This is a genomic window from Bacillus cereus group sp. MG1 (assembly GCF_040460035.1).
Taxonomy (GTDB): Bacteria; Bacillota; Bacilli; order Bacillales; family Bacillaceae_G; genus Bacillus_A; species Bacillus_A cereus.
This window is the reverse complement of the sequence record NZ_JARVGY010000001.1, coordinates 5307858-5330262: the sequence shown is the minus strand read 5'-3', so window position 1 is coordinate 5330262 and position 22405 is coordinate 5307858. Positions and strand designations below refer to the sequence as shown.

The following is a 22405-nucleotide window of genomic DNA, read 5'->3' as shown; positions in this document are numbered from 1 at the left end:
AATAAAATGAGAACATATATTCTATATAAGGAGGCAATCAAAATGATAGCTGAAATTGGGAAACTAAATGATGGATATATTGTGAAATTTGAACGCCAATTTCCATATACGGCAGAAGAAGTTTGGTCTGTATTAACAGAAAACAGTAAGCTGAAAAAATGGATGTCCAATTTACAGATTGAAAGCCTTAAAACGGGTGGAATAATAAAGTTCGACATGATGAACGGTTCATTCATAAACATTGATATTTTAGAGTGTCAAGTAAACTCAGTACTTGAATTTACTTGGGATAAAGATCGTGTCCGATTTGAAATACATAAAGAGGAAAATGGTACTCTTTTATTCCTTAAAGAGTACATTCATGAATTAACAGATCATACACCGAGAGATATAGCTGGTTGGCATATTTGTTTAAATCTTTTTTCTTACGTTTTAGAAGGAGAAGAGAAAGAATTTTCTAAAGATGAATGGCAACAGTGGTTTGAAATATACAAGGATAAGATTCATGAAGTGAGAGGATAATTGCATAATAGGTAATATTCATTATGTAATTATTATATTGCAAATATGTTTTTAATGAGAAATAAGAATAGAGGTTCATATGAAGGTAAATCAATTGATTGCTAGTCGCGATCGAATCAATTAGTGAATTTTTATAACCTAAAGAAGGAAGAGGATATAAAAGTAAATAAAGAAATATAATTCAAACGTTATAAACAGTTGACTCTCACACAATGTCATTGTTTAAGATAAAGTTGAGCTTCAAAGTAGATGTAACTTATAGGAGGAAATCATGTTTAAAATAGGGGATTTTTCAAAACTATCTTCCATTAGTATACGAATGTTGAGACACTACGATAAAGTGGAATTACTACAACCAGTAAAAGTCGATGAGCAGAGTGGATATCGATTTTATTCAGCAGACCAATTAAAAAAAGTAAATCAAATTCAAACGTTAAAAGCTATGGGGTTTAATATTGCTACCATCAAAGAAATAATAGAATGCGATAATATAGATACCATAAAAGAGCAATTTTTAAATCGTAGTGCTCAAATTAAAGAAGACATGAATAACCTCCAAAAACAATTACGTCTCCTCGAAGACTCAATGAAAACGATGAGAGAGGATGTTGTTGAGATGAATTATCATGTTTCAATAAAAGAAATTCCAGAAAGAACTGTAGCTAGTGTTAGAAAGATTATTCCATCGTATAATTGCGAAGGTGATTTATGGAGTGTATTAATGCAAGAAATTCAAATGGAAAATATTAGCATTGCCCAACCGAGTTATAGTATTGCGGTTTTCCATGATCGTGAATACAAAGAAAATGATGTAGATATAGAAATACAGCTAAGTATTCTAGGTAAGCACGAAAATACAAAAGACGTTACATTTAAAAATATGGAATCGACTAATGTAGCTTCTATAACAGTTAATGGAAGTTATGAACAGATGACAGCTGTAAATGAGGCTGCGGCAAAATGGATTGAGACAGAGGGTTACAAATTAGCAGGCCCGATGTTTAATATTTATCATGTGAGCCCAGCGATGGAATCCGATCCTAATAAGTGGGTTACAGAAGTTTGTTATCCAGTTAAATGAAGATAAAGAAAAAAGGCATTATTTATATGCCTTTTTTCTTTATAAACTTATCCATAAATATCAAGATAAATTACTTCTTGATTTGATTCGTCAACTACTAGCACAATTTTATTTGCAAATGTACAAAATGAGCGGATTATAATGGATTCCTTTAATGAATCTTCTAAAAACCAACCTGTTGGTAATAAAGAAATGCAACCATTTTTTTGGAAATTTCAGCAATGTTTACATTAGCAACAAAAGCCACCGTAATAAGGGGCTTTTGTCTTAAATAATTTAATGATATGTGTACCCTCCATCTGGAAATAATACATTACCCGTAGTAAAACTATTTTGCATTAAATATAGAACAGTATGTGCAATTTCATTATTATGGCCAGGCCTTTTTACAAGAGAAAGAGATTTATAAGATTCATAAGCAGCTAGTCTATTTTCGTTTTGTTCATTCTCTCTTTGTATCGTTCCAGGAGAAACAACATTAACTCTTATAGGAGCTAATTCAACAGCTAAAGCTTTCCCTAAGCTTTCAATAGCCCTATTACAAGCTCCGTAAGCAGGCGCACCTTTAATTGGTCTTTGACTAAAGGCACCGGACATTAACACGATCGATCCAGAGTTTGAAAGAAAAGGGATGGCATATTTTACGGCATAATATTGAGGCCAAAACTTTCCGATGAAGCTACTTTCAGCAATTTCCTCTGTAGAGGTAATTGGTCCAAGTGTGTAAGAGGCTCCGGGTGTGAATAAATGATCAAAGTTCCCAACTGTCTTGAAAAAATTTTGTAATTGCTCTTTATTTTGATTATCCAATACGTAAGTGTGGAGATGATTGCTATTTATTAATTTTTTAGCAATCTTTAATTTTTCTTCCGAACGCCCTGCAATAATAATATGTGCACCTTGTTTAATTGCTTGTGTTGCCGTTGCTAATCCAATACCAGAACTCCCGCCAATGATAACAATACGCTTATCTTTTAATGTAGTAATAGACATATTTTAGCCACTCCTTTAATAAAAAACTTTAGAATATAACTTATGCTTTTATTATTCGCTAAAAGGGATCAAGTGAAAAGTACGCACTTTGTATGTACATAGTCGCAAATTTCGTACTAATCGCTATTTACGCGGATAAGTAATAAGAAAAATTGCTAAATATGGTTTATCCCGCATTAACGGGCAGTAAAACTCTCACCTCAAAGTTAGGAAAATGCGAGGAAGTTAGGTGAGAGATCAACTGCCCGTAAACGCCCGATTGGTTCAACTAATAAAAAGATTTATGATTATTGCTGTAAAATCTTAATGTATTTTATTGTAAAAGCTGCTTTTCGTTTAAGGAAAGGCAGCTTTTTTATATGGAAATAATGCAGGGGAAACTTAAAAAAATAAAAATAAGTAAAGTGTTAATCAAAAAAATGAAATATGGAGCATAATTGTTTTGAAACATTACTGTACTAGCAATGAAAGAAGCTAACATATTCATACTAAAGTTGTAGTTTCTATATAAAAAATCCATCCTTCCGTTTGATTTTATCTATTTATAAGTGTAATACAATACGAATAGATAATAAGAAATGAGGGAGAATGTAAAGTGATTACACATATATCAGATATAAAACTACAAACGGTTTCCATAGAAGGGGTAAAACAAGTGTATAAGGACATATTATCTTTTCCAATAAAAAAAGAAACAGCATCCTTCATTCAATTTGAAGTAACACCTTATACAACAATTAGTTTTCAAGAAGTGTATGAACCAATTGCACCTGCACATTTTGCTTTTGAAATCCCATATTCAAAATTTCATGAAACAGCAAGATGGCTTGAGGAGTCTGGATTACTCATTGCGAAATGGAAAGATGGTCATACAATTGATGAAGAGGATGGTCGATTCAATTTATACTTTAAAGACGGAGATGGAAATCTACTCGAAATTATCGCGCATAGTTATGTTAAAGAAGATGTATTAGTACCGCAGTCACCTTTAAACATTTTATATGTAAGGGAAATTGGTCTTCCTGTTAAAAGTGTACCTATTTTTAGGGAATGGCTGAAATCAAATCTAAATATGAAAACGATGGAAGACGGGGATATTTTTAACTTTGTAGTTGGTGGCACTGCTTATGTCGTCGCAACTTGGTGGCAGCGACCTTGGATTCCAATCGCGATGAAAGCTTTACCACCGAAAGTTCATGTTTCTTTCGGAACAGCGGATCTCGCATTTTTACAGCGAATCCAAATTAACTTTAAGAAAAATAATGTGCCATTTGAATGTAAACATAATGAAGTGTCATTTATTGTGCAGGGATATTCATTTTCTATTGTGTATACACCAGAGTTTCATTCCAATATTCCTAGCAAAATAAACTTACCGCTTTCTATATAGTTATAGAAAGCGGTAAGTTTATTTTGTTTTAAGGAAAATTAAAGTCTAGTTATTATGTTGATTTAACATTTGGGCTATTCCTTGACCAAATGACCAATTCTCCATAGGTGTCTCGTGTAGTGTAATGAAAACATCAGCAGTAGAGATTTGTAAAGTATTAGCTGTACTAGTGGCTATAGCTTTATATAAATCTTTTTTTTGATTAATTGTTCTCCCAGGTCCACATGTAATAGAAATATAAATCATATTATTGGATCGTTTTAATGAACCTTCTAAAAGATAAGATGAATTATAAAAAAGTTGATGAGAAGGATAAGGTAAAAACATTTGAAAATAATCATTTTCGGGAATATTGAAATGTTCAATTAACGAATGGTGAATTTGATTGCTTACATTTTTTAATAACTTATTATCGGATAATTTTTCAGGATGATAAACAGTGACAAATGGCATAATAGAGGACTCCTTTCCTTTTGATTTTATTTTACTTCCAATATTTCCATTTGTATAATTGAAAATATATTAACGAATTATCAATAAAATCGATGAAGATGGTGTATGAAATGGAAATGAAAGAGTTACTTACATTTAAAAAAATTATTGAAGAAGGAACGTTTTCACAAGCTGCTAAACAATTAAACTATGCACAATCAACAGTAACAACACATATAAAAAAGCTGGAAAATGAAATTGGTTTTCTGTTATTTGAAAGAGGATGGGATGCAAGATTAACAGAAGAAGGAAAACTTTTTGCAGAGGAAGTAGAAAACTTAGTAACACATTGGGAATATTCTATAACTCAAGCACAACGTATTAGTAATGAAGAAAAAGGGAGTTTGAGAATAGGCCTATTAGAATCCGTTGCTAAAAGGTTAATACCAATAATATTAAAGTTTTTAAATGCTGAAAAACCATATATACATTGTGATTTTGTAGTGGGAAATACAGCACTTTTATCAGAAATGATAGAACATAATAAGATTGATTTTGCGGTGTGCGGAAATAATGAAAATAAATCAAAGGTACAATTCACCCCAATATGTGATGAACAGATTGAATTTATAGTGAATAATCCCGAGCATCCTTTGTTACAAAAAGAATCCGTTGAAGCATTTGATATTATAGATTATCCAGTTATTGTAGGAGAAAGTAATTGTTATTCGTATCAATCTGTAAGTTCTCTCCTAGCGAAAAATAATTTATTTTTTAAAAGAGTTTATAATTGTAGTGCTTTAAACCTCATTCCAGAAATGCTTTTTGAAAATGTGATAGGAATTATCCCGAAAGGTACAATTTTGAATGAAGAAATACTATCTTTTAAGATTAAGGACTTTAATTCTAAAATCCCGATTGGTATATTAATTTCTACTAAAAATAACAATTATTTAAGTCAAACGAAACAAAAAATTATCAACATCATTAAAGTCGCCCTATAATTATGCTGAAAAATTATATGGCTGTTTTCGATACGTACTTTTCTTTTAGCATTTCAGAGATTTTTGTAATAATAGGATTTATGTGAGTAGAAGGATTTCCTAACATTGCAGTGAATTTAAAATAGGGGTGTAGAATACTATATGGTTTAAGGAGGGTGAAACTTGAACTTAGGTGAGCCAATGGCTAAAGGAAATACAGCGGAAATTTATCTGTATGATAATAAGATTGTGAAGTTATTTAAAGAATATCTTCCAGGTACAGAGTCTATGAATGAAGCAAAAAAACAAAAATATGCTTATTCATGCGGGCTGCCAGTTCCAAACGTATTTGAAGTGACAAAGATACACGATAGACAGGCAATTATTATGGAATACGTAAAAGGTGTCAGCTAATAACAATGAATTGCTAAATAAATTAATGCTTCAGTATTGTAATTAAATGAGTAAAATTATTGGATTTTGTTTACAAAGAATATAGTAGTAAAAAAGGAGTCTGTTTTATGAAAACTGATGAATCGATTTCATTGAATACCGAATTTGAGAAATCCGCTCCTGCGCTACAACTTTCGAAATTACATAAGCGATTCGGTGAATTTATTGCAGTAAATTGTATTGATTTAACTATTCCAAGTGGTTCTTTTTATGGAGTTGTTGGACCTAACGGAGCAGGAAAAACTACATCTTTATCAATGGCTGTTGGTTTGTTACGACCGGATGGCGGAAACGTTAAAGTTTTTGGGATTGATGTTTGGAGTAATCCAAAACAAGCTAAAACGTTGATTGGAGTATTACCAGATGGATTGGCTTTACCAGAAAGACTTACTGGTCGCGAATTATTAACATATATGGGGTTGTTAAGAGGAATAGATGCCAATGAAGTTGCTCAGCGGGCAGAAGAATTACTTGCAGTATTAGAGTTGAATAATACTGAGGGGACTTTAGTTATTAATTATTCTACTGGTATGCGTAAAAAACTCGGCCTTGCACTTGCACTTCTTCATGCGCCAAAATTACTCGTTCTCGATGAACCGTTTGAGGCGGTAGATCCTATTTCTGCAACTACTATTAAAAAGATTTTACAGAAATTTGTTAGTTCAGGTGGTTCTGTAGTATTTTCTAGTCACGTCATGGCATTAGTTGAACAACTTTGTGACCACGTTGCAATTATTTCGAAAGGGGGAGTACTTTCATCTGGAAAGATGGAAGATGTTTGTGGTGAAGAAAAACTAGAGGATATTTTCATTCGATTAGTAGGTAAACCCGCCGCTAAAGGAGGGGAATTGTCTTGGTTAATGTTTTAATTCAAATGAAGTTATCAATACTTAAACATTCAATGAATCGTGGCAGGGCAGTTCTATTTATTATGACAGGATTAGTTGGTTTGTTGCTAGCAATTGGAACTATTCTACTTTTTTCTTTTTATCCAACAGAACAAAATATATCAAAAAGCATTCTATATGTAACATTCGCCATTTGGACAGTAGGATGGATTATAGGTCCGATGCTTACTGGAGGAGACGAAATATTACGCCCTGAATATTTTGTGTTGCTTCCGCTCAATTCTTATAAACTAGCTAGGATGCTTCTCGGTGTAACTTTTATAGGAGTAGGACCACTGGTTAGTTTTTTAGCTTTTATAGGATTATTAATTTATGCAGCTAGAATTAGCATATATGCGATTATAGTAGCAGTTCCAGCAATTATTTTGCAGTTAGTTTTTGTAGTATTGTTATCCAAAGTAATAGTTAGTATTATGGGTGAGGCGATGAAATCAAGAGTCGGTATGGAAATGGGAGCGATGTTCATTGGTTTCATCATTGCATTTCTAAATGTCGGCTGGTATGCACTTCCTGTAATCAATAGAATCATATTTAGTGATACTACGCTATTTTACATGATTCCATCTAGTTGGACGATACTTGCTGTAGAGTACGCTAGTCAATCTAATTGGTTATTAGCTTTTATTTTCTTAGGTACAATAACAATATTTTGTGGGTTTCTTTTATTTATATGGACTATATTATTGACTAGACGTAAAGAGATAGATTCAAAAAAAGTTCAAGTGAAGATTATTAATAAGCATTATAGAAAGGCTTTTAAAATCTTTTTTGAAACTAAAATAGGAGCTGTTATAACTAAGGAACTTAAAAGTTGGAGAAGAGATCCACAACGAGGCCGTTTCCTGCGAATGGGCATATGGATAGGTGTATTTTATGGGATTTTAGTTACGATTGCTAATATACCTTACTTAATGCCTTGGGCGGGGGGAATTATGGTTGTATTTACAGGTATGTTTGCTTGTAATTTATATGGTTTCGATGGAAGCGCGTTATGGTTAACGTTGGTGACACCTGGCGCAGAAAGGATTGACGTGCGTGGCCGCCAATTAGCTTGGTTGATAGCTATTGGTCCTGTGGCAATTTTAACTACAATAATTTTCACTTTTTCTAGCGGACTTACTTTCGTTTATCCATGGGTATTTGCAGTAGTCCCAGCTTTACTTGGTGGGGCAGTCGGCCTTATTGTCTTATTTTCTGTAGTTAATTTAATTCCAATTACTGATCCACATTGCCGTGGAAGAGGAACGATAATATCTGGTGACGATATGAATGCGAGTAAAATGTTTATAACCACGTGGCTCATGCTGTTGATGGTGCTAGTAACAACGATACCTTCGTTACTAGTTATATGGTTGGGGACATCATTACATATACAATTCATACAATGGTTAGGTGTACCGACTGGGGCTTGTACGGGAGTGTTTTTAGCATGGCTATTTGGGCGTATCGCTTACAAAAAACTTGAAAGAAATGGCCCTGAGTTGCTATTTGAAATGAAAAGTGGGATGAAAATTAACAGTGATAATTACAAAAAGAAAATTCGTAATAAAGAAATGGAATTACCGAAGAAAAAACTTGCCGTTGTTATTCTTCTTGTGTTTATGGGAATCTTTTTCTTGGTGCACCAAAGTATAGTGCCGATTGTCTTTGAAATATTTGATGTGGATGAAAGAGTCCGTCTATTTTTTCTTCCGCGCTACCTTCCTCATATTGCCCGCATTCCTGTAAGTATCATTTTCGCTGTACTAGGTATAGTGTTTTTGTATAAAGCCATATTAATTAAGAAACAGCACGTAAAAGAATCACAACTAATAAAAGATGATATGTAAAACATTACCAATCGGTCAAGTTTTTAGCGGATGTTGTTCAACTATAGTTACGTAGTTAAACAACATTCGCTTTACATATTTATTAAAGAATAATTATTTTCAAGTTTTAACCTATAAAGATTTATTATCCGTACTTGTTCCTCCGTTAATTCTTCTTTATCCCAATACATATGCATTAAGCTATATTCAAAAATCTCCTTTAATTTAATAAATAATGGAAACTTGTCTATCATCTCTTTTGGTAGTTCATTTTCCTCTTGGTAGCCTTCAAATAGTGCTTTTGTAATAGAATGTTCATAGTCAATGATATTCCCATTTCCAGCAAATGAATATTCTATCGCACTATAAATAGGAACGGCTAAATTGAATATGTAAAAATATTTTTGGAATGAATCCAAGAGAATACCAACGAACAACATGCCTATTCAATCATTTGTTAAACTCAATATAAATAAAGAAGGGGAGTTCAAAATGAATATTTCTAGAAAATTAGAGGTTGAACAGTTACGTAATAAGAATAGTGAGCTATTTGATAAAGATGTACTTAACATATTGAATGGTCAAATGATGTATGAAGAATTTAAAACGGAGGAGCTAATGGGTGAGTCTGATTATGCCCCATTTAACGAGGCCATGTGTGTAAATAGCGTTACTGCACAAGTTTTTGATGAAGAGTTTATTAAAATAAGAGCAGAAGGTCATAACAGTTCAGTCGAAAATTATGCAAAAAAAGTTATAGATCCGTTAGAAAATCTATTTGCGAAAAAGTATAAATGTATTGTTTTATGGTTCGGTGAAGATATGTTTTGCCAAATGAATCTACTTACTTTACTTTCATACCTTGAGCAGTCGTGCTATGAAGGGAAAGTATACTTAAATAGTTTCAGGGAGGATGAATTTAAAGTAAATCAAATTGAACTTGAATTGGGGGATTATTCTACTATATACAATGAAGTATTAGTAAACCATAAAAAGACTTATCATAAAGTACCACCTGTAATGTATCAAGCTATAGATTTATATTTAGAAATGCTAAAAGAAGATAATATCGTAATGAAATTCATCTCTAAAAATAAAGGTTTATCAAATCAAGAATTATTAACAAAGTTGTTTTATCTTTTTCCAACAATCGGATATGGTGATACTCAGTACATAGAACTGATTAATAAAATGAAGAAGAAAACTACACCTAAAATATAGGTGTAGTTTTCTTCTTATAATTGCTCAAGTAATTCTAATTCTTTTTCTACAAATAGCATTAGTTCTTTAATGGTTTCACCAGAGAAATCAAAACGAATACCGGCTGCATCATATACTTCTTTTATAGATTGCGAGCTTCCTAGTGATAATGCCTTTTTATAATTTTCTAGTGTTTGCTTAGGATCCTCTTTATATTGTTTATACATTTGTAATGCCCCAAGTTGGGCAATCGCGTATTCAATATAATAAAATGGTACTTCAAAAATATGGAGTACAGGTAACCAACTCGTTGCTATCCAGTTTTCGTAGCCATCAATATGTATGACGCTAGATTGATAATGTTTTTGAAGTTGTAAGTATTTTTCATTTCTTTCTTCAGAAGTATGAATTGGATTTTCATACAGCCAGTGTTGAAATTGATCTACAATAAGCATAATAGGTAAATATGAAATAACATCTTTAAAGAAGTTAATTTTTGCTTGTTTTAAATCTTTTTTGTCTGTATAGAAGGTATCCCAATAATTAAGCGAGAATAACTCCATTGTCATACTGGCTAGTTCAGCTGTTTCAGCTGGAATTTCTATATACTGTCGTAATTCTAATGGCTTTATGAGTTCGTTATGAATACTATGACCCATTTCATGTATAAAAGTGATAATATCATCTTGTGTATAATTTAAGTTCATAAAAATATAAGATAATTGTGAAGCTGGTAAGTACTCACAAAAGCCACCAGCTGCTTTTCCTTTGCGGCTTGTTAAATCAAGACAATTGTGTTTATACATTCGGTTTAAAAGTGCTGAAAATTCAACATCTAGTTTATTAAAGATATGAGTGCTCTTTTCAATTAAATCATTTTCATTTGCAATAGGTTTAAGTACTTTTTGATCTGGAGTTACAGCTGATACATCCCAAGGGCGAAGTGTATCTACTTGCAGTTTTTCTTTTTTCTCTAGCATTATTTTATCTTTAAGAGGCACAACATACTTACGTATGGATTCGGCTAGTTCATAGCAATCTATCGCTGAATAATCAAAACGCTCGTATTTTTTGAACATATAATCGCGATAATTCTCTAGTTGAATATTTTTTGCTTTTTGATGGCGAATTTCAATTAATTGATTTAATATGTTTTGGAGTTCTTTTTCAACAGATAAAAATTGTTCAGAAATAATAGTTTTTGCCTTTTTACGGATGTCACGATTCGAATCTTGTAAATAGGATTGTAATTCTGTTATCGTTTTTTCTTCTCCGTCCCAAATGGCACTTAATCCTCCAGTGATTTCAAAGTACTCTGTGACTAATTTGTCTTCCTGTATTTCTAATTCAATATTTTCCTCACAAAATAACTTTTGAGCATTTTTTATTTTTGTATCTAATAAACCATATACGTTAGAATCTAATTCCATTCGAAAAGGTGACTCTAAATATTTATTATCCAATAAATTTTGGTACCGCTTTAAAAGTGGCTTTACAAATTGTTGATCATGTTCAAATGTATCCTTTATTTCTTCATCATCCGTATTACATTGAAAGGCGATGTAATGTAATCTTAATTGTTCTTCGATTTCCCAAATTACTTTTGACTGCTCTTTTAACCAATTTTCAAGGTCTAGTTTTGAAGAAATCATCTTATTTAATAAAGTCGAAAGAGTTTTTTCCAATTGTAGTACATTACTAATATCAATCGTATTTACACGTTGCATTATATATCCCTCACTTTTTATTTATTCATAGAGATATTCTATTTATTAATTGTAATTCCCTTGTTAAGTGGGGAAAATGTTAAATTTAATAATTATAGAAGGTATTTATATGTCAAAGTAAAAAGTTTATCGTAAATGAAAATGTGTGGAGGGGTGCTACATGAGAAAGGGAACAAAGGTACTTGTATTTTTAATTCCATTTGCTTTATTATGTGCCTGTGAGAATGAGATTGAAGATGCTAAAAGTGAAGATTCTATAGTGATGGATATTGCTACAGCAGCGGTAAAGGAGGAATCTTTTTTTAGTGCTGCTATATGGGATGAAAAAGCAAGAATAGTAGATTTAGAAATTGCTGATAGCGAAAATGCTAACGAAATAAAAAAGAAATTAATAAAAGATTGCAAATTCAAGGTATTATGTCCTATAAAGTAAATATATCTCAAAGAAACAAGGAGATTGTAAATGCAGAACATAGATGGGAGTTAGTTTTTGGACAGATATTTGATGACGTATTCAGGAAGAATGGATATGAAGGGTTTGGGATTCAGCAAATAAATTATAAAAAGAATCAACCTGTTACCATTGATATAAAAACTAAGATTAGCGATGATGAAGTAGGGGCGAGAGAACTTGGACAGAAAATAGAAAAAGAAGTTGAAGGGGTACTTAAAACAGAAGCAGTAAAGAAATGGATTGAAAATGATTCATACGCTATTGGGATTTACGATATAGATGATCGGAAAATTAACTAATTGAGGAATGAATGCTATATGAATATAAAATCGATATAATTAAATAGAAAATTGCTGAAGGAGGTGTAATATGTATAAGTATTTACATATTTTAAACGACATAGAAAATATGATTCAAAATGGAGAAATAAATGAAGGAAAGAAATTACCGTCTATACGGTCACTCGTTACGCAATATGAATGTAATAAGGCGACAGTTATACGTGCGCTTCATGAATTAGAAAAGCGTCATATTATATATTCTGTCCCTCAAAGTGGATATTACGTTGTTAAGAAATCTGGGAGTACCATAGAAAATAACGAGATAATTGATTTTGCTTCCTCAGCACCAGATCCAGATGTTTTCCCATATTTAGATTTTCAACATTGTATTAATAAGGCTATTGATACGTATAAAAATGATTTGTTTGTATATGGAACGCCGAAAGGGTTACCATCTTTAATACCAGTTATTCAAAAACAACTAGCAAATTATCAAGTCTTTACAAAAGAAGAAAATATTTTTATAACGTCAGGTGTTCAGCAGGCACTTGCTATATTAACTTCTATACCATTTCCGAATGGAAATGAAACTGTATTAATTGAACAACCAACATATCATCTATATATTGATTATCTAGAAATAAATAAAGTTCCTGTAATCGGTATTAAACGTACGAATGAAGGTATCGATTTGAATGAATTGGAGCAAATATTTCAAACCGGAAAAATAAAATTCTTCTATACGATACCGAGATATCATCATCCGCTTGGAACGTCTTATTCTAAAGATGAGAAAGAAAAAATCACACTATTGGCTAAGAAATACAATGTATTTATAGTGGAAGATGATTATTTAGCAGATTTAGAAACTGATTCAAAAGCAGATCCGTTATATAGCTTGGATAATTGTAGTCATGTCATATATTTGAAAAGTTATTCGAAGATTATTTTTCCAGGTTTACGGGTTGGAGTTGCGGTCATCCCACGATCCATTGCAAATGCTTTCTATACATACAAAAAAATACTAGATATTGATAGTCCGATGATTTCTCAAGCGGCTTTAGAAATTTATATAAAGAGTGGTATGTTTGAACGTCATAAAAGTAAAATTAATTCTTCCTACTACAATAGATCAATAAAACTAGCAGAAACATTAGAAAAAGTGCAAAATAAAAATTCATCATTATTTACATATAATAGACAAAACACACTTGGAATACACACTTGTTTAGAAATGCAGAAAAACATAGTTACAGAAACACTTATACAAAAATTAGGTGACATTCAAATAAGTGTCGATACTATTGATAAGAATTATATGAGGGATTTTCCTAAAGAAAAACTATTAAAATTAAATGTTTCGAATGTAAAAGAAGATAAGATTGAAGAAGGTATTCGTAAAGTAATTGAGGAAATCAAGCAATCAAGACAGTTGGATTTTCAGTTTAGAAAGTAATAATTTGAATTAGGAGGTTTGTTGTGAGATTGTTTTACAATTAGTTACTCCAGATGGAGAAGCCTATATGAGGAAATATGATAGGAAGCATATACCAGAGGTTATAAAGCTGAATAAAATGAAACGATTACGGAGAAAAGTAGCAGTTGTGGCCGGAGCAACTATATATGTAACTGAATAACTATATGTTTTTTAAGAGCACTCTTAGCAAAAAGTGCTCTTTTTCATTAATGTAAATATTTACTTAGCATCTTTTTAAAATGATTTTTATCATAATTTACATATTGCGTAGCTGTATTTCGTATTGAATCTCCCGCGTAAAATCTTTCGTATAATTCGTGTCTTGATCCTAATGGGCTTCCAATAATATCCCAGGCTAACTTAAATAATTTTGTGCGTTGTTCGGCATCTATATTTGTTCCTTTAAAGTGCTTTTTCAATAAATCATCTATTGGACTCTGGAAGTCATTCGAGCTCGAAGGAAGTTGAATGAAACCACCTGCTCCAATTAATTGTAAAATTTCTATTGCACGGGGATAATATTTGGAACCAAGATTCCTTGCAGTTTCGATATATTTAAATTTTGGCAAATAAGTTTTTGTTTCATTTGTAGTACCTTCAACTTCTGCAGCAATTAAAAGTGCGCGAATTGTTTCGATTTGCATAATTAATTCCCCAAGCTTCTCTTGAACATGCAAATAAGTAGTAGCACCGATTGCTTCAGCAATTTCACAAGCAATTGCAGTTATAAATTCTAGCTTTACTACTAATCGTACAATTGCTTGGTGATAAGCTAAACTACTAGAAGCTATATCTGACTTTATTGCCCATAACGCTTCAGGGTTGTTATATAGTAAGACACGTTCCCATGGTACAAATACATTATCAAAGATTAATAGTGCATCCATTTCATCGTACTGTGAGCTAAGAGGGGAATCAACTGTAATTGAATGTGTATTCGCAAATGGTTCTCTACAAACCATATGTAATCCAGGAGAATTGGCTGCCACAATGAGAAAGTGAGCTAAATCTTTTTGAGTATCAGTCAGTTTTGCTAATGGATAGATTAATAAATCATGTGAATAAGGAGAAGCAGTACCGATCATTTTAGCACCACTTAAATAAATTCCGTCAGAAGTTTTCTTCGTAACTCTTAGTAATCCTAAGTCATTTGTATTCAACATTGATTCTGTAGATCGATTTATTTGTGGATCACGTTGAACTACGCTTAAGAACAAGTGATTATCTCTCGCTTCTTCATAATAAGATGTAATTTTATCTGGAAACTGTACATCGAATTTTTTATAAAAATATTTTGATACGTACCAGCCGGTAAGTCTCGATCTTGCGTAATCAGATAGTCTACTCATTACACCGTCTGTAGCATAACTCCACGTTTCAAAAGCGGTTCTCCTCATTAATAATTCGTTATAGGAATTCGGAATTAAAAAGGCCGTATGGACAAATTCTTTCGTTTTTGGGCTAACATATCCAATAGAATCTCTTCGTATTGGATCATCAAACAATGAAAATAAATTAGAAATGGTACTTAATGTTCCTGCAAAATGTTTGTCTGTAGTTACATCTACTTTTTGTCCATAGAGCCAAACGTTACGACCATCTTGTAAGCTCTTTATATAGTAATCTTTCAAATTTTGCATATTTCCTCCTTCTAAAGACTATTCATATATTTGGACATCTTTTAATGGGGGGGAATATACGTGGAAAGTTATTACTGCCGAATCTGTAGCATTATACATTTTATGCACAGTATCTTTTTTTACTGTGAAAATATTTCCCTCTGTAAACTCTTCAATCCGCTCGCTATTATTTTCGTACGTTATATTTTGTAGCGTACCATTGACTATTAGTATACATCCTACAGATATTCCGTGATCGTGCACAAAAGTCTTTGCTTTGCTGGGGAAATTTAATACTAAAATCTCTACAAATTCAGACTGATAGATAACGTTCCGTCCGTATTCAAGATTAACTGGTGAAGTAATAAAAGGAGATATTTTATGAAGTGAAATATTTAATGATTGAATAGCGTGTATTAAATTGACCGTATCGTAGTTACATAGGTTATTAAACGTTTTTTGTATGTTATGAATCAATTGCATGTAAAACTTCCTCCTAAGCATGTACAGTAAAAGAAAACCTAATCTAATATTATATAGAGCGTATTGAATTACATAATATTGTATTGAAACATTTCCAAAAAGTTACTTCTTTTACTTAGGAAGTTCATTTAATTTGAAAATTCCGGTAATTAGTTCCGTTAAAATGATATGCTTGAACTATATATTTTTTATCCCGTTAAATCCCGACTGGTGAGGGCTGATAATCAGTGGAGGATGAACAACCCCCCCACTGATTAAAGTTTCACTTTATTGGAAAGGTGATGAAATAAATGGCAGTTCTTTTAGTGGAAAATCTATATCAAATGTCTATTGTTTTACTGATTTTATGTTCATTTTGTTTTTATAGATATTTAAAGAAAATAAAAAAGGTAAGAAAGCTTACAGGTTTTGAAATTACGATGTATATCGTTACGCAACTTGCGTATTTCATTTGGGCGGCAACAACTTTTCTTAAAATGTTATCAGAATAATAATGCTGTTAAACAATAGTGAAATAGAATAGGTTATCTATATTTTTCTAATAAAGAAAAAAGGGGGAGTATTTACAACTTCTACATTTAAAAGATTGGTTTTTAAGTGTTCTGATTTTGAATATTAAGTTTCCTTCTTTTTAATTAGAAATTATGAGCATCTTCTGATTTTAAAGACATCGATTATATTTGGATGAGATTACACATTCTTAATCTCTTATATTGTCTCTACCCCAATAATATACTTATTGAGAAGGGCAGAGATAAGTTTGTATTTAAGACTGATGGTTGGCTAGTTAGAATGACCGATTGAGATTCTTTTAGTTTACTCATTATAAGGAAAAGCTTTAAGATTCTGCATTAAATATATAATATTCGGATTCACTATGTTGGTTGTAATATGAGATTTTAATAAATCCTTGATAAAAGAGCACATTTTTATATGTGCTCCATCCCATTTAATTAGCATGTATATTCTGAATATATAAATTCAAGAAATTATATATTTTAAAGTGGCGTAAAGGGGTATTTGTATATGGTAAAATCTGTTTTAAATATGTCTTCAACTAATTGAGTAGTTTCGGCGTCATAAAAACTATCATATGTTGGGAGCCGTGGAAATAAGGGGTCTATTATGTTAGCGTCTGCGTAGTCCCCTTTAAAAATAGCATAGTCGTTCTGATGGTGCCATGATTTTTCCAATAAATCTAAAGGAGATTTTTTTAATCCATATTGATCTTCTAGTTTCGCGATTTCCTTAGAATAGTTTTCTAGGTAGATATAATTAGTTACAAAACGTTCTTCATTTTGTATATATTGTGGAGCATAGTGCGGGTTTATTATGTCTGAATTAGAATCAAAAGATTTTAAATAATATAGATAAAGTTTAAAGGAGATTTTCTTATTACAATTCTCATCCCTGTACAGAAATTGACGAATAGGTCTCCATTCCGGATGTTCTATATGGGGTGGTGAAAGGAGTGATAAGAAAGAACTGACAGCTCGTTTATAAGGGTTTCTAACAAGTTTGTACGCGTGTTTTTGTTTAAGCCTTAATTCTGTAGCTACTTGTATATAGTAAAAAAAAGAATTTTTGTATATATCATACTCGTAGTTATGAATAAACGGATCGTAATTAATCGCTTCTTCATATAATCCAATTTGATAAAAGAACCAATTTGCTAGTGAAGTGCAGCCACTTTTTTGGCTCCAGAATAAAATTAACGGAAATTCATCGTGGAAGTGTGGCATACGTCCATGTTTAATCATAAAGTTATAAATATCCGTCATTGTCATATACAACCACCCTCTGTTTTCTTTTATCATTATTTATTACTGTATGAAGTAGGCATTTAATATATGAAAATTGGCAATGATGCGGATTATACGTTTTTTTATTTAAACGTTAATTGAAAATAAAAAAAGAGTGTACAAATGAGGAGGTTCTGAGAAAAAAATAGGTTTTATTAGTGTTTAATTACTATATAGTGTAGCTCTGTATTGCGTAAGTGTATAAATATGAATATTCATAAATCCTTGTCACCTCCAGGGATATTGGGATTTTAATTCACATTTACATGAAAATGAATACACAGATTAAATAATTGTCACATACCTCACAAATGTTTCGTCACATTTATGATTACTAAATGAGGAGGAACATATATGAAAATATTTGTAGCAGGTGCAACTGGTGTAATAGGACGTTCTTTATTACCACTGTTAATAAAAAATGGGCACACGGTGTTTGCGATGATCCGTAATACTTCGCAAGTAGAAGCAATGAAAAAGGTTGGTGCCATACCAGTAATAGCTGATGTATTTAATAGAGAGGCTGTATTTTCTGTATTAGAAGAAACAAATCCCGATGTAGTTATTCATCAATTAACGTCATTGTCATCATGGAATTTTGAGGATAATGCAAAAATTAGAACAAAAGGCACTCGTAACCTTGTCGATGCAGCTAAAAATGTAGGGGTACAGAAAATAATCGCTCAAAGTATTTCATGGGCGTATGAACCAGGGGATACATTTACGACTGAAAAAGATTCACTACATATTACTGCTTCCGCGCCTCGGCAAGTCACTGTTAATGGCATATTAAAATTAGAAGAAGCTGTTACTGAGTTACCTGAATCGGTTATACTTCGTTATGGCACATTATATGGACCAGGAACATGGTATGCGGAAAACGGATTAATAGCAAATCAAGTTCGTAATAATGAGATTATCGCATCAGACGGGATAAGCTCGTTTATACATGTCGAAGATGCTGCAAGAGCTACTATGCTAGCCCTTAATTGGCCTTCAGGAATCGTAAATATTGTAGATAATTATCCAGCAACTAGTAAAGAATGGTTACCAATATATGCAGCAGCGATAGGGGCACCTAAGCCTAAAGTTCAAGATGGGAAAAATAGTTGGGAAAGAGGAGCTTCCAATAATAAGGCACGTAAAGAGTATGGTTGGATACCTTTATTTCCATCATGGTCTGAAGGATTTAACAACTTAATAGGTAAGTAAAACACAACTTTAATGGGAATGATAGTAAAATACACCATTAAAGGATTGGGTTATTATGAATATAATTTGGGAAAGTATTATATTAACTTTTACTGGAATAATTGTCTTGAAAATGACAGGTAGTGCATCTGTCAGCCAAATGACAAGAGCTGAAATCATTATAGTTGTATCAATCGGCCGTATTATTGTAGAACCTGTATTAAGTAGAAAAGTAGTCCCATCTATATTTGCGGCCATCATATTTGCAAGCATACTACTTATTATTCATTTCTTTGAATTGAAATCAAAGAAGGTGGAACAATTTCTAAATGGAAGTAGCATTATAATTGTTGAAAACGGAGAGATTGTAAAAGAGAATTTGATGCAGGCAAAAATGTCGGAGCAACAACTATATATGCAATTAAGAGAAAAAGGGATCCATGATGTAAAGAGTTTACAGCAAGTTACAGCGGAACCGAATGGGCGTATTGGTTATCGATTAATAAAAGAAGCAGAACCAATAACTTTAGAAATGTTAGAAAAAGTATTAGATAGGTACAATATAAAAAGATAATTTCTCGTGAGAAAAAGCCAATTTTTTAACGATAAAATGTAAGAGAGAACTATAATTAAAAGTTATTAAGAATTATTAAAGATGTTTATATATTGATTATGCACAAATAAAAAGGACAAGCATATAATAGAAGTACCTATTAACTTTAAGTAACCTTAACTTTCTTTAATAGGATATCTCAAAATCCCCAAAAAGAGCACTTGCGGAAACAAGTGCTCTTTTATTTGGAATTTTAAACCATAAATATTGAATAAAATGTTAAAATGAAAAGAGCAATTTTTGTAATTAAAACTGTAGTATATGAATGGAGTGTTATTGAATGCAAACAAGAAAAGCCTATCTATATGTATTTGACACGATGTCGGATTGGGAGTACGGACATTTAATTGCTGAACTTAATACAGGGAGATATTTTAAAAAAGATGTAGCGCCTTTTAAAGTAGTCACAGTTGGAATAAATAAAGAAATGGTTATTTCAATGGGGGGCTTGAATATACAGCCGGATATTTCCCTAGATGAATGTATCCTTGAGAGTAACGATCTATTAATTTTACCTGGAGGGAATACTTGGAGTGAAGAAATACATAAACCTATTTTGCAAAAAGTTGATGAGGCTTTAAAACTTGGTACAATTGTGGCTGCCATTTGCGGTGCAACTATAGGTCTTGCAAATTACGGTTACTTGGATTCTATAAATCACACAAGCAATAGTTTAGAGTATATGAAAATGGTTTGTCCTACTTATAAAGGAGAAAATTTTTATAAAGAGGGACCTGTATCATCCAGTGAAAACTTTATTACCGCATCGGGTGTAGCTCCTCTAGAATTTGCCATGGAGGTATTGAGAAAATTAGATGTATTTGCGCCGGATACACTTCATTCATGGTATAAACTGAATGAGACTCATGAAGCGGAATATTTCTTCCAGTTAATGAATTCAATTAATAGCTGATTAGTATTTCGAATGAAAATTATATTTTAGATGATACGAAAACTAATAACGAAATAATATTATGAAGATAAAAGGTAAGGGTGTTCCTATGAATATATGAGAAAATATCCTTACCTTTTATAGTATTATTTCTGAAAGGCAAAAGTAATAGCATTTGTTTTTAATTGAATGTGTCTTTCATTACGAACTATATTATAAGCTAATTCTTTTATTTCAACTTTTACTTCTTTCCATCCTTTATAAATGTTTTTTAATAGACGTATCAGTTCTTCGGTTGAGAGATTAATTTCAATTAAAGCTTCTAATTCTTCATTCGTTTTTAAATCAATTTCTTGTATGTTAGAGTTAATAATCAAACAATTAATACCGCCGTTTTTTGTCACTTTTTTCATAGAATGAAGTACGTTTTTAAAATCTTCTTCTGATTTGATATGTTCTAAACTGGATACTGCAACGATATAATCATAAGCGTTAGAGTCAATATGATAGTTTTCAATTGCTGCTTGTTCTGTTTTTATAACCTCGAATACATCATGTTCTTTGCTATAAGTTTGTAGCTTTGTTAAAGCGGAATTAAGTAACTCAACACATGTAACAGTGCTGCTAGTATTTCTTATCTTTTGTGCAATTGGAATGCTATTTCTACCGATGCCAGAGCCAAGATCAAGTACTTGCAAGTTGTTTTGTCCTTCAAAGTGACCCATCAAGTCCATAACTGTTTTAACCGGTTTGTACAGCCAAGAGCCAATTTCAAATAGTTTATATTGTTCATAGCAAAGGCCGTGATATTTCTTTTCTTCTTGTCTTATGTAATCGATACGGTTCACATTGTTTCAGCTCCAATATTTTTATTGCAAAATGAATAGGTGGGACAGCCTTTAACATTTGTTTGAATTCGAAAAATACCACCAGCATGTGGATACTCTTTTAATTCGTCATCAGTCATTCTTGTTCTGGCTGTTGTGATATATAAATCTGTTAAATTAGGTCCTCCAAATGTACATGATGTTACATATAAAGCTGGAATTGGAATGCTTAATATTTTTTCTCCAGTAGAGGGATTCCATCTAGTTATTTTTGAACCTCCCCAATGTGCAATCCATAAACAGCCGTCTTCGTCAATTGTCATACCATCAGGTAGACCATCATTTTCAGAGAAAATGATTACATCAATTGGATTATGAATGTCTCCAGTACGTATATTATATTGATAGCGAACCACTTTTTTAGTAGGTGTATCTATAAAGTAAAAGTATGTATGATCAGGTGACCAAGCAATTCCATTTGATGTATTTACATGTGAAACTTTTTTCTCTACACTTAAATTATGATGTAAACAATACAAGGAACCTGCAGTATTCATACCGTATGTATCTGTAGAACCTGCCCAGAAACGACCAGCTGGATCACATTTTCCATCATTGAAACGATTTTCTATTAAATGTGGTTCAGGGTCAAAAATATGTGTCAGTTTTTCGGTATTTATATTAATAGAATAAAAGCCTTTTTCCATAGCTAAGAGTAGTACATCCTCTAAATATGGAACAACACAGCCGATTTGTTGATTGAGTGAAATTACTCGGTTCGTATTAGCGGTAGGATTGTATATGCATAATTTTCTCTCCATAATATCAACCCAATATAAAAGTTGCTTTTTTTCATTCCAACATGGTCCTTCAGCTAAACTTGCTTTAGCATCTAAAACTAATTCTATATTACTGAACAAGATGTTCACCTCGCGTTATAAGATATTAATATAATTCGATAAGAATAGAGGTAAACCTTTTAGTCAAAGGATATTAAAATTTATGCTGTAGAAAAATGACCTTCTCACAAGTGATTAAAAAAGTGTATAAACAAGGAGAGGAAAATGCATATGATGTTTTATGAGATTGTTTGCTTTTCTTGTAAGAATATATTTCGTGTTTACGAAGGCAGTGAAAAATATAAGCGATTTAAAGAAAAACCAAAAGGGGTATATTGTTGTGATGAGTGTAGTCACAAAATTCAATTAGAAGCGATAAAGAATTTTTTTTAGGTAATTATATGTTTTTGATTCGGAAAAGTTTGACAAT

22 protein-coding genes and 2 pseudogenes are annotated in these 22405 nt (G+C 31.9%); 15 read left to right on the top strand and 9 right to left on the bottom strand.

The annotated features are described in order from the left end of the window. Positions 1-42: 42 nt before the first annotated feature. Together QCI79_RS27785 and QCI79_RS27780 are read left to right on the top strand one after the other, a co-directional pair. Positions 43-522: an SRPBCC family protein gene (locus QCI79_RS27785; RefSeq protein ID WP_000559838.1), complete on the top strand. Its 480-nt coding sequence runs from the start codon at positions 43-45 to the stop codon at positions 520-522. A gap of 271 nt (positions 523-793) precedes the next feature. Continuing rightward, positions 794-1603, top strand: coding sequence for a MerR family transcriptional regulator (locus tag QCI79_RS27780; RefSeq protein WP_000472633.1), 810 nt, complete (start codon positions 794-796; stop codon positions 1601-1603). A 276-nt stretch (positions 1604-1879) separates the two neighbouring features. Here QCI79_RS27780 and QCI79_RS27775 read toward each other — a convergent pair whose 3' ends face one another. Beyond that, a complete protein-coding gene (locus tag QCI79_RS27775; RefSeq protein ID WP_000029095.1) occupies positions 1880-2596 on the bottom strand; it encodes an SDR family oxidoreductase in 717 nt (238 codons plus the stop codon). 595 nt (positions 2597-3191) lie between these two features. On the opposite strand from QCI79_RS27775, the gene QCI79_RS27770 reads away from it, so the two are divergent. Next, positions 3192-3986, top strand: a complete 795-nt coding sequence (locus tag QCI79_RS27770; protein WP_000627926.1) for a VOC family protein — start codon at positions 3192-3194, stop codon at positions 3984-3986. Between the two features lie 45 nt (positions 3987-4031). Here QCI79_RS27770 and QCI79_RS27765 read toward each other — a convergent pair whose 3' ends face one another. After that, a complete protein-coding gene (locus QCI79_RS27765; RefSeq protein ID WP_001117408.1) occupies positions 4032-4439 on the bottom strand; it encodes a tautomerase family protein in 408 nt (135 codons plus the stop codon). Between the two features lie 110 nt (positions 4440-4549). Here QCI79_RS27765 and QCI79_RS27760 point away from each other — a divergent pair, with 110 nt between their 5' ends. From QCI79_RS27760 to QCI79_RS27745, 4 genes and pseudogenes are all read left to right on the top strand, one after another. Next, a complete protein-coding gene (locus QCI79_RS27760) occupies positions 4550-5422 on the top strand; it encodes a LysR family transcriptional regulator (RefSeq protein ID WP_000425263.1) in 873 nt (290 codons plus the stop codon). Between the two features lie 162 nt (positions 5423-5584). Continuing rightward, positions 5585-5812 (top strand): annotated as a pseudogene (locus QCI79_RS27755) (aminoglycoside phosphotransferase family protein); the annotation flags it as partial. Between the two features lie 110 nt (positions 5813-5922). Next, positions 5923-6723, top strand: a complete 801-nt coding sequence (locus tag QCI79_RS27750) for an ABC transporter ATP-binding protein (protein ID WP_000845233.1) — start codon at positions 5923-5925, stop codon at positions 6721-6723. Continuing rightward, a complete protein-coding gene (locus QCI79_RS27745; RefSeq protein ID WP_000248567.1) occupies positions 6708-8591 on the top strand; it encodes a hypothetical protein in 1884 nt (627 codons plus the stop codon). Before QCI79_RS27750 ends, QCI79_RS27745 begins: the two co-directional genes overlap by 16 nt. Positions 8592-8662: 71 nt before the next feature. Here QCI79_RS27745 and QCI79_RS27740 read toward each other — a convergent pair whose 3' ends face one another. Then, positions 8663-9010 (bottom strand): hypothetical protein, encoded by a 348-nt coding sequence (locus QCI79_RS27740; RefSeq protein WP_000899730.1) that lies wholly within the window; start codon positions 9008-9010, stop codon positions 8663-8665. A 52-nt stretch (positions 9011-9062) separates the two neighbouring features. Between QCI79_RS27740 and QCI79_RS27735 the strand changes: the two genes are divergently transcribed. Further along, positions 9063-9791: a hypothetical protein gene (locus QCI79_RS27735; RefSeq protein WP_002101028.1), complete on the top strand. Its 729-nt coding sequence runs from the start codon at positions 9063-9065 to the stop codon at positions 9789-9791. A gap of 14 nt (positions 9792-9805) precedes the next feature. On the opposite strand, the gene QCI79_RS27730 is transcribed toward QCI79_RS27735, so the two are convergent. Further along, positions 9806-11497: a M3 family oligoendopeptidase gene (locus tag QCI79_RS27730; RefSeq protein WP_001190034.1), complete on the bottom strand. Its 1692-nt coding sequence runs from the start codon at positions 11495-11497 to the stop codon at positions 9806-9808. 160 nt (positions 11498-11657) lie between these two features. On the opposite strand from QCI79_RS27730, the pseudogene QCI79_RS27725 reads away from it, so the two are divergent. Then, a pseudogene (locus QCI79_RS27725) lies at positions 11658-12250 on the top strand (DUF4030 domain-containing protein). A 70-nt stretch (positions 12251-12320) separates the two neighbouring features. Next, positions 12321-13688 carry an aminotransferase-like domain-containing protein gene (locus tag QCI79_RS27720; protein ID WP_000280116.1) on the top strand — a complete coding sequence of 456 codons (1368 nt, stop codon included), beginning with the start codon at positions 12321-12323 and terminating at the stop codon, positions 13686-13688. Positions 13689-13915: 227 nt separating this feature from the next. Here the strand turns inward: QCI79_RS27720 and QCI79_RS27715 are convergent, their stop codons facing one another. Continuing rightward, positions 13916-15349, bottom strand: a complete 1434-nt coding sequence (locus tag QCI79_RS27715; RefSeq protein ID WP_001180374.1) for a 4-hydroxyphenylacetate 3-hydroxylase family protein — start codon at positions 15347-15349, stop codon at positions 13916-13918. Positions 15350-15367: 18 nt separating this feature from the next. After that, complete coding sequence (locus QCI79_RS27710; RefSeq protein ID WP_001176004.1) at positions 15368-15811, bottom strand: cysteine dioxygenase; 444 nt, start codon at positions 15809-15811, stop codon at positions 15368-15370. 290 nt (positions 15812-16101) lie between these two features. Here QCI79_RS27710 and QCI79_RS27705 point away from each other — a divergent pair, with 290 nt between their 5' ends. Further along, a complete protein-coding gene (locus QCI79_RS27705) occupies positions 16102-16302 on the top strand; it encodes a hypothetical protein (RefSeq protein ID WP_000279695.1) in 201 nt (66 codons plus the stop codon). A 507-nt stretch (positions 16303-16809) separates the two neighbouring features. On the opposite strand, the gene QCI79_RS27700 is transcribed toward QCI79_RS27705, so the two are convergent. Continuing rightward, a complete protein-coding gene (locus QCI79_RS27700; RefSeq protein ID WP_000178874.1) occupies positions 16810-17598 on the bottom strand; it encodes a sulfotransferase family 2 domain-containing protein in 789 nt (262 codons plus the stop codon). Between the two features lie 369 nt (positions 17599-17967). Here QCI79_RS27700 and QCI79_RS27695 point away from each other — a divergent pair, with 369 nt between their 5' ends. The 3 genes from QCI79_RS27695 to QCI79_RS27685 all read left to right on the top strand — a co-directional run bounded on the left by QCI79_RS27695 (position 17968) and on the right by QCI79_RS27685 (position 20330). Next, entirely contained in the window at positions 17968-18825 is an 858-nt protein-coding gene (locus QCI79_RS27695) for an NAD-dependent epimerase/dehydratase family protein (protein ID WP_000689414.1), read from the top strand. 55 nt (positions 18826-18880) lie between these two features. Then, positions 18881-19378 (top strand): DUF421 domain-containing protein, encoded by a 498-nt coding sequence (locus QCI79_RS27690; protein WP_001021697.1) that lies wholly within the window; start codon positions 18881-18883, stop codon positions 19376-19378. Positions 19379-19697: 319 nt separating this feature from the next. Beyond that, positions 19698-20330, top strand: a complete 633-nt coding sequence (locus QCI79_RS27685) for a type 1 glutamine amidotransferase family protein (protein ID WP_001194775.1) — start codon at positions 19698-19700, stop codon at positions 20328-20330. Between the two features lie 125 nt (positions 20331-20455). Here QCI79_RS27685 and QCI79_RS27680 read toward each other — a convergent pair whose 3' ends face one another. Both QCI79_RS27680 and QCI79_RS27675 read right to left on the bottom strand, forming a co-directional pair. Next, entirely contained in the window at positions 20456-21157 is a 702-nt protein-coding gene (locus QCI79_RS27680) for a class I SAM-dependent methyltransferase (RefSeq protein WP_001079477.1), read from the bottom strand. After that, the gene (locus QCI79_RS27675) at positions 21154-22056 is read right to left on the bottom strand and encodes an SMP-30/gluconolactonase/LRE family protein (RefSeq protein ID WP_000492427.1); all 903 of its coding nucleotides are present in this window, start codon (positions 22054-22056) and stop codon (positions 21154-21156) included. The genes QCI79_RS27680 and QCI79_RS27675 overlap by 4 nt, the downstream gene beginning before the upstream one ends. A 144-nt stretch (positions 22057-22200) precedes the next feature. Here QCI79_RS27675 and QCI79_RS27670 point away from each other — a divergent pair, with 144 nt between their 5' ends. Further along, on the top strand, positions 22201-22368 hold the full coding sequence (locus QCI79_RS27670) for a DUF2197 domain-containing protein (protein ID WP_000551045.1): 168 nt from the start codon (positions 22201-22203) through the stop codon (positions 22366-22368). Positions 22369-22405 lie beyond the last annotated feature (37 nt).